Raw genomic sequence first — 14,494 nt, forward strand, 5'->3', positions numbered from 1 at the left:
AGGAATGACTATGGCACAGGCCATGAAAATTGCCATTGTGGATGACGAACAGGACATGCGCCAGTCGATCAGCCAGTGGCTTGCTTTGTCCGGATATGACACTGAAACCTTTGCCAGTGCGGAAGATGCGCTCAAGGTTTTGGGGCCGGATTACCCGGGGATCGTGATTTCGGATATCAAAATGCCGGGGATGGATGGCATCCAGCTTCTGAAAAAATTGATGGGCGCCGACAGCACCCTGCCTGTGATCATGATCACCGGACATGGTGATGTTCCAATGGCGGTCGAGGCGATGCGTGTCGGTGCGTTCGATTTCCTCGAAAAGCCATTCAATCCCGATCGCATGTCCGAACTGGCCAAGCGCGCCAGCAATGCCCGTCGCCTGACATTGGACAACCGTGCACTGCGACGCGAGCTGTCGGGTGGCACGCAGATCATGAATAAGCTGATCGGTGCCAGCCCGGTGATGGAGCGGTTGCGAGAGGATATTCTGGACCTTGGGCAGGCCGACGGACATGTGTTGATCGACGGCGAGACCGGAACCGGCAAGACGCTGGTGGCGCATGCGCTGCATGCGGTGGGCAGCCGCGCGGGCAAGAAGTTTGTTTTGGTATCCTGCGCAGCGCTCGAGGAAGATGCGCTGGCCAAACGGTTGTTTGGCCCGATGATGCCCGAGGATGCGCAATTGCCCGCAATCGAAGAAGCGCGCGGTGGCACGCTGGTGCTGGAAGATGTTGAGGCGCTGAGCGATACGTTACAGGCCAAGCTGCTGAGCGTGATGAACGAGCAGGGCACGCCTGCCGAGACCCGGATCGTTGCGATTTCGAATCTGCAGGAAGCGGGAAAAACCTCTGAGGATGTTCTGCGCCCTGATCTGTTTTACCGACTGGCCGCGTTGCGGATCACGATGCCGCCACTGCGTCAGCGAGGTGAGGACATTCTGACCCTCTTCACGCGCCTCAGCGAGCAGTTTGCCGAGGAATACGGTTGTGATGCGCCTCAGGTCAGCGCTCAGGAAGCAGCGCAGCTGTTGCAAGCGCCCTGGCCGGGCAACGTGCGCCAATTGATCAATATTGCCGAGCGCGCCGTGCTGCAATCGCGCCGTGGATCGGGAACGATTGCGTCGCTGTTGATGTCGGACCATGAAGAGATGCAGCCGGTGATGACCACCGAAGGTAAGCCGCTGAAGGAATATGTCGAAGCGTTCGAGCGGATGCTGATCGACAATACGATGCGCCGCCACAAAGGCTCGATTGCGTCTGTTATGGACGAACTCTGCCTGCCGCGCCGGACGCTGAATGAAAAAATGGCCAAATATGGTCTTCAGCGTTCAGACTATCTTTAAGTGACGCGAATGGGGGCGCTGCCCCCGTCGCCTTGGGCGACTCCCCCGAGGTATTTTTAGCCAGATGAAAGGGATCCGCCCGCGCGCATTTTCGCGGAATGCAGTTTGCCCATTGTCTTTTCCACAGGGTTGCTTTTATGGTGTGCGAACGGGCCAGGCGAATTTGACGCCCATAAGACCCGAATTTTTGAGTTTCGCTGCTGATCTGTTGATGAGGATCAAGCCCTCGCGGTTCAGCAGGCCGATTGTGCCCCGAACGGGGCAGTGTAGTACCTGAGCCCAGGACCCTTGGGCGAAAGGAATAAATGGGCAGGCAGCGGTCATACGCGCCTGTCGGAGAAGAACCGCGATGACGCGCGCGCAACGATTGAGAGAACGGGCAGGGGGCCACAGCGCCAGACCTTGCCGCGCGCCGTCCGAAATCGCCCTGACAAGACACCTCCCCAAATGCGCCTGTCCGCCTGGACAGGTCAGGACAACGCGTTTGGCGCGGTGCACCAAGGAAACATGGCTAAGAAAATGCTTATCGATGCCACCCACTCGGAGGAAACCCGCGTCGTGGTGGTCGACGGAAACAAGGTCGAGGAGTTCGATTTTGAGTCCGAAAACAAGCGCCAGCTTGCTGGCAACATCTATCTTGCAAAAGTAACACGGGTTGAGCCGTCGCTTCAGGCGGCGTTTGTCGATTATGGCGGGAACCGGCATGGATTCCTGGCGTTTTCGGAAATTCATCCAGACTATTACCAGATCCCCGTCGCCGACCGTGAGGCATTGATGGAGGAAGAACGCGCCTACGCCGAGGCGATGAAGGCGCGTGATGAAGCCGAAGAATCCAAGCCCAAGAAACGGCGGTCTCGGTCGCGGTCCAAGGCGGCCGATGTGAAATCGGACGATCCGGTTGAAACGATGGAAGTTTCATCCGAGCCGACTGGTATGGAAACCATCGATCTGGCCGACGGCGAAGATACGGATGCAGAGGTGCCCGAGGGAACCTCGCCCATGGAGATTGTCGCGGAAACACCGGTAGAAGAGCCGGAAGACAGCGATGCGACCCCGTCGGACGCTGTATCTGACGACGCTGAGCAAGCGGCTGTTGTTGAGGTCGATGACGCGACTGATGAAGCTGAAGGGGTCAACGACGCTGCTGGTGAGACCACCGAAGAGCCTGCTGAAACCTCGGATGAGGCGTCAGCAGATGTCGTAGATCAAGCCGAGGAAGCTTCGGACAAAGCGAATGAGGAAGCGGCAGAGGCTTCGGCTGTTGAAGATAATGATACCTCGGTTGAAACCTCCTCAGACTCCGCCGATGATCAGGACGCGGATGAAGAAGGCGCCGAAGGCACGGGGGCCGATGCGTCTTCGAAGGATGATTCAATTGAATCCGTAGCGGATGAGGATGACAGCGAAGACATCCGTCCACCGCGCAAACCTCGACCGCGTCGCTATAAGATTCAGGAAGTTATCAAGGTTCGTCAGGTCCTGCTGGTGCAGGTGGTCAAGGAAGAGCGCGGCAACAAGGGCGCTGCACTGACAACCTACCTGTCTTTGGCCGGTCGCTATTGCGTATTGATGCCGAACACTGCGCGCGGTGGCGGTATCAGCCGCAAAATCACCAACGCCGCCGACCGCAAGAAACTGAAAGAAATTGCCGCGGACATTGATGTCCCGACCGGGGCCGGTTTGATCATTCGTACAGCGGGCGCCAAGCGCACCAAGTCCGAGATCAAGCGCGACTACGAATACCTGCAGCGCTTGTGGGAGCAGATCCGCGCCCTGACACTGGAATCGATTGCGCCTGCAAAGATCTATGAAGAAGGCGACCTGATCAAACGGTCGATCCGCGATCTTTATAACCGCGATATCGACGAGGTCCTGGTCGAGGGTGAGGGCGGATACCGCATCGCCAAGGACTTCATGAAAATGATCATGCCGTCTCACGCTAAGAACGTGAAACGGTATGAGGATGCCCTGCCTCTGTTCGCGCGGTATCAGGTCGAAAGCTATCTGGCAGGGATGTTCAACCCGACGGTTCAGCTGAAATCCGGTGGCTACATTGTGATCGGTGTCACTGAGGCTTTGGTGGCGATCGACGTGAACTCGGGTCGGGCGACCAAGGAAGGCTCGATCGAGGAAACCGCGCTGAAGACCAACCTGGAGGCCGCCGAAGAAGTTGCCCGTCAATTGCGTCTGCGTGACTTGGCCGGTCTGATTGTCATCGATTTCATCGACATGGACGAGCGCAAGAACAACGCAGCGGTTGAAAAGCGTCTGAAGGATAAGCTGAAAACTGATCGGGCGCGTATTCAGGTTGGCCGGATTTCGGGCTTTGGTCTGTTGGAGATGAGCCGTCAGCGCCTGCGCCCTGGTATGATCGAGGCCACGACTCAGCCATGCCCGGCCTGTCATGGAACCGGCTTGATCCGTTCGGACGACAATATGGCCCTGTCGATTCTGCGTCAGATCGAAGAGGAAGGAACCCGCCGTAGGTCGCGTGAGGTTCTGGTGCGCTGCCCTGTCAGCATCGCCAACTTCCTTATGAATCAAAAGCGCGAGCACATTGCACAGATTGAGGCGCGGTACGGTCTGTCGGTGCGGATCGAGGGTGACGTTCATTTGGTCAGCCCCGATTTCTCGATGGAGAAATTCAAGACCGCCAGTCGGATTGTGCCGGAAGCCACTGCGCCTGTTGTATCCGTCGATGCATCACTGATGGATTTGGTGGATTCGTCGGACGAAGAAGTCGCCGAAGACGAAGTTGCCCAGGCAGAGGAGGAATCCAAGCCCAAGCGCAAGCGCCGTCGTCGTCGCCGCAAGAAGGGCGGGGGCAATGGGGATGCGACAGAGCAATCCAGCGACGGCAATGACGACGAGACACAGGAGGCTTCTGAGGGCGAGGCCACCGATGAAGAAGCTGCGACTGAGGTTGTCGAGGCAGAAGCCGCTGACGAAGAAAAACCTGCCAAGCCCAAGCGCAAGCGCGCGCCACGTCGTCGGAAGAAAGACGCAATAGCAGAAGAAACGGTCGAACAGGCTGAAACAGCAGTTGCCGAAGCTGAGACGGTAACGGATGCACCTGCGGCAGAAAAAGGTGCCGAAACCCCTGAGGGTGACGTGACAGAGGTCGCTCAGGAGCAAGGCGAGGCGTTTGTTGCGGCACCTGAACCTGCGGTTGAAGAACCGGTGATTGCCGAAGAGGCCAGCGTTGCGGATGCGGCCGACAAAGCCATCGTTGCGGATGCAACCGTCGAAGAACCCGCTGCGGATGTGGAATCAACCGCAGCAAAAGCGGTTGAAGAACCTACTGCGAATGAGGTTGAGCCCGCCGCAGAAGCGCCAGTGGAAGAAACGCCCGAACCCGTGCTGGAAACCGTAGCGGAAGAACCGGAACCGGGACCTGCCAAGCCGAAACGGCGCGGATGGTGGTCATTGGGTAAATAATGAAAGGCGGGCTGATGGGCCCGCTTTTTTTCGTTGGCGCAAGGGTTTTCAGACAGATTTTTGAATCAAGTAAATCTGATGCGCACCATCAAGATCTTGCGACAACAATGTATGCCCAGCCTCGGCGCAGAAATGCGGGACATCGACGATAGCCGCCGGGTCATCGGCCAAAACACGCAGTACGGCCCCTGCAGGCAAGGATTTAAGCCGTTTGCGGGCTTTGAGGACGGGCAGAGGACACAAAAGCCCAAGGGCGTCCAACGTTTCTGTAATCTCGGTCATGTCATTCGGGATAGGACCAAGTTGAAATATTGTCCAGATTCCAACCACGAGGATGTGACTGAATGGCCCCGTGACGGATCGACCTTCATCACTTATGTGCAGAGACATGTTCGGAATTGAAATCATAGACGCGGGATTGATCCCCGCCATGTTCGTCGCCCTTCTGGGCGGCTTGATCAGCTTTCTATCGCCTTGCGTGCTGCCCATTGTGCCGCCCTATCTGGCGTATATGAGCGGCGTCACAATCAACGAGATGCAGGATGAAGCCCGCGCGCGGCGTAAGGCAACCCTGTCGGCGTTGTTTTTTGTGATGGGGCTGTCGACCGTCTTTCTGCTTTTGGGCTTCACCGCGTCGGCCTTTGGGGCGTTTGTTCTGCAAAATCAGGTGCTTTTCGCCAAGCTCTCGGGCGCGGTGGTGATCGTGTTCGGCCTGCATTTTCTGAACGTTTTCCGCATCCCGTTTCTGGACCGCGAGGCGCGGATTGATACCGGTGAATCCGGTGGCTCGGTTTTTGGCGCCTACATTCTGGGTCTGGCGTTTGCTTTTGGCTGGACACCCTGCATTGGGCCTCAGTTAGGTGCAATCCTTTCGCTAGCAGCAAATGAGGCGTCAGTGGCGCGTGGTACAGTGTTGCTGGGCGTCTATGCGGCAGGCTTGGGCATTCCATTCCTTCTGGCGGCCATGTTCCTGAATCGCTCCATGACCGTCATGAACCGCATCAAGCCTTACATGGGCACGATCGAAAAGGTTATGGGCGGCTTGCTCTTGTTCGTGGGTATCATGCTGATCACAGGCCTCTTTACCCGGTTCAGTTGGTGGTTGCTGGAAACCTTCCCGGCTTTGGCAAATTTTGGATGAGCCGCTGACCCCCTTACCTTGACCTCAAGCCTGCGTTAACCTGCACGACAGAAGGTAAGGGCATGAGCAGTCAGACAAATCAGCCTCGGGTGCGCAAACGTCGGGTGTTTTACATACCCGGTTATGATCCCTTTCCGCCCCGACGATATCGCGAGTTGTATCGGTCTGAGTCACAGGCCCAGGCCGAGATTTCCGGCTACGAGATTTCTGTCTCAGCCAAGCAGCGGTCCGAGGTTTTTGGCTGGCATGTCACGTCGCTTCAGGATGGTGAACGGGTGCACACGGATGTTGATGTGCTGGTCTGGTCGGACATCGTGCGGGACAGCATGACGGGATCGATCCTTTCCACCTATCTGCAACTGGCTCGAACCGCTTGGACCTACATCTCAACGGGTACTCTGCGTCGGTTGATGGGGCTGAGGAAAGGGCCGGTGATTGCTGCGCTGTATCCGGTTGGCATGTTGCTTTTGCAATTGCTGGCCGCGCTGCTGGTTGCGTGGGCGATGGCGAAACTGCTTGCCCCAATGGTCGGGCCGTGGGCTTTGGTTCCGGTGGGTGTCCTAGCTTATGCCGTGTTGCGTTGGTTTCGCACAATCGACAACCGGCTGTTTGCCTATTACCTGATGCATGACTACGCGTATTCTGCGCAGTTGAAGGGGGAAACTCCGCCGCAGTTGCAGGCGCGGCTGGACACATTCCAAGACCTGATCAAAGACGCTTTGACTGAAGAGGTAGACGAGGTTTTGGTGATCGGCCACAGCTCTGGCGCGCATCTGGGGGTGTCGGTTCTGGCCGATTTGATCCGCGATTGTGGCGTGTATGACCGAGGCCCGGTTTTGTCGTTTCTGACTTTGGGGCAGGTGGTTCCCATGGTTTCCTTCCTGCCAAACGCACACCGTTTACGCGCGGATTTGCAGTTTCTGTCCCAGCAACCCACTGTGACATGGGTCGATTTTACCGCCCCCGGCGATGGCTGCGCCTTTGCGCTATGCGACCCGGTTGCGGTCAGCGGTGTGGGCGGCCCAGAAAAGAAATGGCCCTTGGTTTTGTCGGCAGCGTTTACTCAGACACTGTCCCCTGAGCGCTGGAAGGCGGACCGCTGGCGGTTCTTCAAGCTGCATTTTCAGTATCTCTGCGCCTTTGACCGTCCGGGTGCATACGATTATTTTCGGATCACCGCGGGCCCCCAAACCTTGGCTGCACGATTTGCCGGGCGCGCGCCTTCACCGTCACGTATTGATCAGCCCGTTTCAAAATACACTACGGTTCACGCATGATCCCGCCAAAACCGACCCCACGCCCAAACAAAGTTTCGCTTTGGCAGTATCTGAGACTGTTTCGGAAAGACCTGCTTTCAGCACAACCCCATCGTCTCTATCGCGCGTGGATGGCGGAATTTCGAACGCCGTTCTTTAGATCTTACATGATCAATCAGCCGGAACTTGTTGATCTGGTGTTGAAAAAAAGATCTGATGATTTCCCGAAATCCAACCGGATCAGCGAAGGATTGCGACCGCTTTTGGGTGAGTCTGTTTTTCTGACAAACGGTGAAGCATGGAAGCGACAACGTCGTATCATTGACCCAGCTTTCGCAGGAGGGCGGTTGAAAGACACGTTTCCGGCGATGCGAGACGCCTCACAAGCCTGCGCGGGTCGGCTGCACTCCTGTGCTGGAGCGGAGATTGAAGTAGAAGAAATCACCAGCCATGTCGCCGCAGATGTCATTTTCAGAACACTGTTCTCGGTACCCATTGAGCATGAAACAGCGGCGAAAGTGTTTCAGAAGTTTCGTGCCTATCAACGGCAGCAACCACTTTTGAACCTTGCGGCCTTTGTGCCTCTGCCGCGTTGGGTTCCCCGTCTGCATTCCAGAGACACACGGCGGAATGCGCATGATATCAGGAAATTGATCCAGAAACTTACAGCGGATCGTGCTGCAGCCATTGCTGATGGGACGGCACCAAACGACCTGGCCACGAAAATCATGACAACTCCCGATCCCGCCACGGGGAAGTGTTTTGAAACCGACGAGATGATTGATCAGGTCGCGATCTTCTTTCTGGCGGGCCATGAAACCAGCGCCTCGGCCCTAGCCTGGGCGCTTTATCTGCTGGCTCTGTACCCCGACTGGCAGGAGAAAGTCGCGGAAGAGGCCCAGGCATTTCAGAATCCGTCTTTTACAGCCATGTCCAGGCTGAACGTCACCCGAGATGTGTTTCGAGAGGCGTTGCGGCTTTATCCACCGGTGCCGATGATGGTGCGCCAGTCGCAATGTCCCGAACGGTTCCGGGACAGGGACGTTCCAAAAGGCTCTCCAATTGTCGTCAGCCTCTGGCACCTGCATCGGCAAGAAAGGCTTTGGGACAATCCCGACGAGTTCGATCCCTCGCGCTGGAAGACAGAGAACGGCAAAACATGTCAACGCAATGCCTACATTCCGTTCTCTGCCGGACCAAGAGTGTGCACTGGGGCGGGGTTTGCGATGGTTGAGGGGCCCTTGATCCTGTCGATGCTGTTGCGCCAATTCAAATTCGAAACAATCCCCGGAAAAACACCGGTTCCGGTGGCGCATCTGACCGTTCGGTCCAAGGACGGGATATGGTTGAGGTTGGTTGAGCGCTAACAAACTACCATCGTCCATCGCCGTGCTGTATGCGAGGAATGAAATCGGAATCATTCTTGAACGGGAAATCATTATGTCCAAAGCAGAACAGCGCGCGCAGATGTCCAACGGAGCAGGCTTTATCGCCGCACTGGATCAAAGCGGTGGATCGACCCCCAAGGCGCTGGCGCTTTATGGGGTGGACGCGTCGGCTTACGCGTCGGAAGAAGAGATGTTCGGCGAAATCCAGAACATGCGCGCGCGGATCATTCTGGCGGACGATTTCACCAAGGACAAAGTGATCGGTGCGATCCTGTTCGAACGTACGCTGGGTGAAGAAATCGACGGCCGCAAGGTTGCAGATTACCTTTGGTCGGTCAAAGGTATCGTTCCGTTCCTGAAAATCGACAAAGGTCTGGAAGAGACTGCCAATGGCGTCCAGATGATGAAACCGATCCCGGGTCTGGCCGAAACGCTGGCCAAGGCAGAGGGTGTGTTTGGCACCAAGGAACGTTCGGTAATTCATGAAGCCAACGCCGAAGGCATCGCTGCCGTTGTGGCACAGCAATTTGACGTGGCCCGCGAGGTTGTTGCGGCAGGGATGGTTCCGATTGTCGAGCCCGAGGTCAATATCAACTCGGAAACCAAGGCCGAGGCGGAAGAGATGCTGAAGGCTGAAATCCTGAAAAACCTGGATCAGTTGACCGAGGGACAGGACGTCATGTTGAAACTGACGATCCCGAGCACGGCAAACCTTTATGATGAAGTGGCTGATCACCCGCGTGTCGTGCGCGTCGTTGCTTTGTCAGGTGGGTATTCGACCGAACAAGCGTGTGATCTGCTGGGTCAGAACGGCAAGATGATCGCGTCGTTTTCGCGTGCGCTGACAGAAGGTCTGTCGAAACAGCAATCTGATGCCGAGTTCAATACAGCTTTGGGTAGCAACATAGATAAAATCTTTAAGGCATCGGCCTAACTTTCAGAAATAAATGATAAAAGCGGCGCAGTTGCGCCGCTTTTTCCGTTTCAACCGTGCGTCTGAATTCCACCAGTTGAAATCAACACAGTGTAAGAGAAGTATAGACTTCGGCCTTGTGCGTGCTTCAGGACGCGGGGCAGGTGCCGCGATCAAATTTCTGGGCCGCACCTTTGACCATCATGTCGTATTTCAAACTGTCGTAGTTCACCACAAATGTGACGACCTGTCCGTCCTGCATCAACAGAAATGTCATCGATTCTCCGACAGGGTAAATTGCAGCCTCGCCTTCAAGATCACCTGTGGAAATGAAACCTTTGTCCGAACCACCTGACCTTTTCAATGTAACGTTGCTGCCATCTACATCCGAGACACATTCCATCGAAAAATCATCGTCGTGTAGTGTGCTCTTGGCCAAAGCCGGAGTGGCCGCCATCGCTGTTATTGCGAGCACGCAGAGGTATTTCTTTGCCATTTCGAGTTCCAAATTTGGGGGTTTTCTGTTCGCTCGGTCCGGCAAAATGGGCAATCATTATGACCGAACCTGGCGTGCAGGTGCCTGTTATTTGCGCCAGGAATGAGGCGTATGTTTGAACTTAAAGTGTTGCCAGGAAAACAGGATGGTTTCTGGCAGGCCGAAGGGGAAACTTTGGAAATTAAGCTCATATATGCGGATTGGCGGGATCAATCTTGGCGCTGGCCTTGACAATCGGTGTCTCTGAATGAAACCTCTTAAGGGTTGGGAGACAATGGAAAATTCAAAGAGTTGTACCTGTTGCGGGACGGGCCGGTTTGTATTATCGGCACGCTTCCCTGAGCAGGACGACTTATTTGGGTTCCAACTGCCAGATAAAAAAGTGGGAGTTAACACATGAAAAACAGCAGCAAACTGAGCCTCGGCGCGTTTGTGACCGCAGCCATGATGGCGCCGGCCGCATATGCGGAAGAGTTCATCACAATCGGCACCGGTGGCGTAACCGGCGTGTATTACCCGACAGGGGGCGCAATCTGCCGTCTGGTGAACAAGGGCCGCAAGGAACATGGCGTGCGCTGCTCGGTCGAATCGACCGGTGGTTCGGTCTACAACATCAACACCATCCGCGAAGGCGAGCTGGAGTTTGGTGTGGCGCAGTCCGACTGGCAGTACCATGCCTATAACGGCACCTCGAAGTTTGAAGAGGCTGGCCCGTTCGAAAACCTGCGTGCGGTATTCTCGGTTCACCCCGAGCCGTTCACCGTTGTGGCCCGCGCAGATTCCGGCATCACCAAATTCGAAGATCTGAAAGGTAAGCGCGTCAACATCGGCAACCCCGGTTCCGGTCAGCGGGGCACAATGGAGGTTCTGCTGGGTGAAATGGGCTGGACCACGGGCGATTTCGAACTGGCGACCGAACTGAAGGCGGCTGAACAGTCGGCCGCACTGTGCGACAACCAGATCGATGCGATGGTTTACACCGTCGGTCACCCTTCGGGTTCGATTCAAGAAGCCACCACCGCGTGTGACTCGGTTCTGGTGAATGTCAGCGGGGAAGCTGTGGACAAACTGGTCAACGACAACTCGTTCTACCGCACCGCAACCATTCCCGGTGGCATGTACCGTGGATCTGACGGCGACACGTCGACCTTTGGTGTGGGCGCAACCTTTGTGACTTCGGCGGACGTGTCGGAAGACGCTGTGTACGCGGTTGTCAGCTCGGTCTTCGAGAACTTCGATGACTTCAAAAAGCTGCACCCTGCATTTGCCAACCTCAAGCCTGAAGAGATGATCGCGGACGGCCTGTCGGCACCGCTGCATCCGGGTGCCGAGAAGTACTACAAAGAAAAAGGCTGGATTCAGTAAGCCAGACCTGACGCAGGGTGCCCTCGGGCGCCCTGCACGCAACCCGTGTTAAACGGGGTTCCAAAAGGCCGAAAAAGGCCGTGACGGGGAGACATTGCATGAGTTCCGACACACAATCCAATCGTCCGCTATCCGAAGAAGAGCTTCAGGATCTGGTCGCATCTTCCGACGCCGGTGGGCGTAATCCAGTCGGGAATGTAGGGATATTTCTGGCCATCGTGGCGGCGATCTGGTCGATTTTTCAGGTTGTTCTGGCCTCACCAATCTCGAACTATGTTCTTCCCGGAAGCGTTGTGAACAACTCGCGTCAGTTCCATCTGGCCTTTGCGATGTTCCTGGCCTTTGCGGCTTACCCGGCGTTAAAATCAAGCCCGCGCGGTTATATCCCGATCCAGGACTGGATTATGGGTCTTTTGGGCGCGTTCGTCGCACTTTACGGCTATTTCTTCTACGACAAGATCGTCAATGCGGGTGGGCTGGCCGATGATACGGACAAGTGGGTCGCTTTGGGCGGTTTGCTGTTGCTTTTTGAGGCCGCGCGTCGTGCGCTTGGCCCAGCCATGGCGATCATCGCGACGATCTTTCTGGCCTATGTTTTCTTTGGTTCATCCGAATACGTTCCCGAGGTGATCCGCTGGAAGGGCGCGAGCCTTAAAAAGGCCATGAGCCATATGTGGATCACGTCCGAAGGCGTGTTTGGCATCGCACTTGGCGTTTCCACGAAATTCGTCTTTTTGTTCGTATTGTTCGGGGCCTTGTTGGATAAGGCCGGGGCAGGGAACTATTTCATCAAGATGGCCTTCGGGGCGCTTGGCCATCTGCGTGGCGGTCCTGCGAAGGCGGCTGTTGTGGGCTCGGCTGCTACTGGTCTGATCTCGGGTTCATCAATTGCCAATGTTGTAACCACCGGCACATTCACCATTCCGTTGATGAAACGCGTGGGTTTTTCCAGCGAACAAGCTGGCTCGGTCGAGGTCGCGTCTTCGGTGAATGGCCAGATCATGCCACCGGTTATGGGCGCTGCGGCCTTCCTGATGGTGGAATATGTGGGCATCTCGTATGTCGAGGTCATTACCCACGCCTTCCTGCCTGCTGCGATTTCCTACATCGCTCTGGTCTATATCGTCCATCTTGAAGCGGTTAAGCGGAACATGCCAACTCTGGGCGATCGGGATGTGCATCTGGCGCGGACCGTAGTCGGTATGTTGTCTTTCTTCTTGGTGTTTGCCGGTCTGTGCTATAGCTCGCAATTCCCGGTGGATGCGGTGACAAGTTGGGCACCTTCCGCGGCGGGATTGATCCTCAGCCTGATCGTTTGCGCGATCTATGTTGTGCTGCTTTATCTGGCCGCTCAGGTGCCGGATCTTGAGCCCGACGATCCAAACGCCAAAGAAGTCACACTGCCGGTCATTGCTGACATCTACAAGGCAGGTCTGCACTATCTGTTGCCGATTATCGTGCTGGTCTACTTCCTGATGATCGAACAGAAATCTCCCGGTTTGTCGGCCTTTTGGGCAACCGCGTTACTGTTCGTGATCCTGCTGACGCAAAAACCGCTCAAGGCGATCTTCCGCGGCGAAAGCGATGTGTACAATCGCTTTATCGACGGTGTGGCTGACCTGTGGCAGGGCCTGATCGACGGGGCGCGGAACATGATCGGGATCGCTTTGGCCACCGCCACGGCGGGTGTGATCGTGGGTACGGTGACGCTGACCGGTGTAGGACAGGTTATGGCCGATCTGGTCGAGTTCCTTTCGGGCGGCAATCTGATCCTGATGCTGATCATGGTCGGTATCCTCAGCCTGATCCTGGGCATGGGCCTGCCGACCACGGCGAACTATATCGTCGTCAGTTCGCTGATGGCGGGCGTTGTGGTCGAACTGGGTGCGCAAAGCGGGCTGATCGTTCCTCTGATCGCCGTCCACCTGTTTGTCTTTTACTTCGGCATCATGGCGGACGTGACGCCGCCTGTGGGTCTGGCCAGCTTCGCGGCCGCTGCTGTCTCGGGCGGGGACGCGATCAAAACCGGCTTCACGGCGTTCTTCTACAGCTTGCGCACCGTGGCCTTGCCGTTTGTGTTCATCTTCAACACGGACCTGTTGTTGATCGATGTGACATGGGTCGAAGGCATAATCGTCGCCATATTCGCGACCATAGCCATTCTGGTCTTTACCGCCGGTACAATGGGTTACTTCCTGACGCACAGCCGGATCTATGAAAGCATCGCGCTGATCTTTGTGGCCTTTGCCTTGTTCAGGCCGGACTTTTTCATGGACCGCATTTCACCTCCGTTCCAGACGGTTGAGCCTGCTGCGTTCGAAGAAACAATCGGTCAGGTTCCACCCGGTACAGAGATGCGGCTTGTGGTGTCCGGGCCTGACTTCGATACGCTTGAAATGGTGGATACAACCGTTGTCGTCACTGTGGGCGAAGAAGAAGGTGGTGCTGCACGGGTCGAGGCGATGGGCCTGCTGCTGTTCCCCGAGGACGGTCTGGTTAAGTTGGAAGAACCGCTGTTTGGCACACCTGTTGCGGACGATTTGGGCAACTTCGACTATTATGGGGATGAGGCCGTGCGTTTGACCTCGGTCAGCCTGCCATCCAGCCAGCCACCTAAGCAGCTGATCTATATTCCCGCGATGGTTCTTCTGGGCCTTATCGCGCTGTTGCAACGCGGCCGCGCCGCAAGACAAGAGGTGCTTGCATGACACGTTCGGTTCTATGTGCCATTGACATCAGCAATGGCGAGATTGATGTGCCGGTCCTCCAAAAGGCGGCCGCGCTTGCGGATTTGGAAGGCGCGCAGTTGGATGTTGTGACAGTGTTACCGGATTTCGGTGAGAGCTGGGTGTCGGGTTTCTTTGAGCCCGACTTCCACGACAAGGCACTGGAAGAGGCGCAGACCACTCTGACCGCCCTGTGTATCAAGGCTCTTGGGGCAGAGCAGAATGAGCATATTCGCCACGTCGTCGCGACAGGAACGGCCTATCAGGAGATCCTGAAAACTGCTGAAAGCGCTGGATCAGATCTGATTGTGATCGGCGCGCATAAACCGGATTTCAAGGATTACCTTCTTGGCCCCAATGCCTCGCGCGTGGTGCGACATTCGACGGTTTCGGTTTACGTCGTGCGCTGAGCCGATTGCGTAGCTT

Annotated in this window: 11 protein-coding genes; 9 read left to right on the top strand and 2 right to left on the bottom strand. The window is 56.2% G+C overall.

Features of this window, described 5'->3' with window-relative positions; genetic code table 11:
- Positions 1-10: 10 nt before the first annotated feature.
- The gene (locus tag GOV89_RS04065) at positions 11-1,345 is read left to right on the top strand and encodes a sigma-54 dependent transcriptional regulator (RefSeq protein ID WP_050603452.1); all 1,335 of its coding nucleotides are present in this window, start codon (positions 11-13) and stop codon (positions 1,343-1,345) included.
- Positions 1,346-1,852: 507 nt separating this feature from the next.
- Complete coding sequence (locus GOV89_RS04070) at positions 1,853-4,783, top strand: ribonuclease E/G (protein ID WP_171237587.1); 2,931 nt, start codon at positions 1,853-1,855, stop codon at positions 4,781-4,783.
- Positions 4,784-4,831: 48 nt separating this feature from the next.
- Here GOV89_RS04070 and GOV89_RS04075 read toward each other — a convergent pair whose 3' ends face one another.
- A complete protein-coding gene (locus GOV89_RS04075) occupies positions 4,832-5,065 on the bottom strand; it encodes a sulfurtransferase TusA family protein (protein WP_171174194.1) in 234 nt (77 codons plus the stop codon).
- Positions 5,066-5,171: 106 nt separating this feature from the next.
- Between GOV89_RS04075 and GOV89_RS04080 the strand changes: the two genes are divergently transcribed.
- From GOV89_RS04080 to GOV89_RS04095, 4 genes are all read left to right on the top strand, one after another.
- A complete protein-coding gene (locus GOV89_RS04080) occupies positions 5,172-5,924 on the top strand; it encodes a cytochrome c biogenesis CcdA family protein (protein ID WP_171237528.1) in 753 nt (250 codons plus the stop codon).
- Positions 5,925-5,986: 62 nt separating this feature from the next.
- Complete coding sequence (locus GOV89_RS04085) at positions 5,987-7,201, top strand: hypothetical protein (RefSeq protein ID WP_171237529.1); 1,215 nt, start codon at positions 5,987-5,989, stop codon at positions 7,199-7,201.
- Positions 7,198-8,547 carry a cytochrome P450 gene (locus tag GOV89_RS04090; RefSeq protein ID WP_171237530.1) on the top strand — a complete coding sequence of 450 codons (1,350 nt, stop codon included), beginning with the start codon at positions 7,198-7,200 and terminating at the stop codon, positions 8,545-8,547. Before GOV89_RS04085 ends, GOV89_RS04090 begins: the two co-directional genes overlap by 4 nt.
- Before the next feature lie 73 nt (positions 8,548-8,620).
- On the top strand, positions 8,621-9,502 hold the full coding sequence (locus tag GOV89_RS04095) for a fructose bisphosphate aldolase (RefSeq protein WP_171237531.1): 882 nt from the start codon (positions 8,621-8,623) through the stop codon (positions 9,500-9,502).
- A gap of 127 nt (positions 9,503-9,629) precedes the next feature.
- Here GOV89_RS04095 and GOV89_RS04100 read toward each other — a convergent pair whose 3' ends face one another.
- On the bottom strand, positions 9,630-9,977 hold the full coding sequence (locus GOV89_RS04100) for a hypothetical protein (protein ID WP_171237532.1): 348 nt from the start codon (positions 9,975-9,977) through the stop codon (positions 9,630-9,632).
- Between the two features lie 396 nt (positions 9,978-10,373).
- Here GOV89_RS04100 and GOV89_RS04105 point away from each other — a divergent pair, with 396 nt between their 5' ends.
- The 3 genes from GOV89_RS04105 (at position 10,374) to GOV89_RS04115 (ending at position 14,478) form a co-directional block, all read left to right on the top strand.
- The gene (locus GOV89_RS04105; RefSeq protein ID WP_171237533.1) at positions 10,374-11,342 is read left to right on the top strand and encodes a TAXI family TRAP transporter solute-binding subunit; all 969 of its coding nucleotides are present in this window, start codon (positions 10,374-10,376) and stop codon (positions 11,340-11,342) included.
- A 98-nt stretch (positions 11,343-11,440) separates the two neighbouring features.
- Entirely contained in the window at positions 11,441-14,050 is a 2,610-nt protein-coding gene (locus tag GOV89_RS04110) for a TRAP transporter permease (RefSeq protein WP_171237534.1), read from the top strand.
- A complete protein-coding gene (locus GOV89_RS04115; protein ID WP_171234212.1) occupies positions 14,047-14,478 on the top strand; it encodes a universal stress protein in 432 nt (143 codons plus the stop codon). The genes GOV89_RS04110 and GOV89_RS04115 overlap by 4 nt, the downstream gene beginning before the upstream one ends.
- The last annotated feature ends 16 nt before the right edge of the window (positions 14,479-14,494 follow it).

It is taken from the genome of Ruegeria sp. HKCCA5763 (genome assembly GCF_013034545.1).
In the GTDB taxonomy this organism is placed as follows: domain Bacteria; phylum Pseudomonadota; class Alphaproteobacteria; order Rhodobacterales; family Rhodobacteraceae; genus Ruegeria.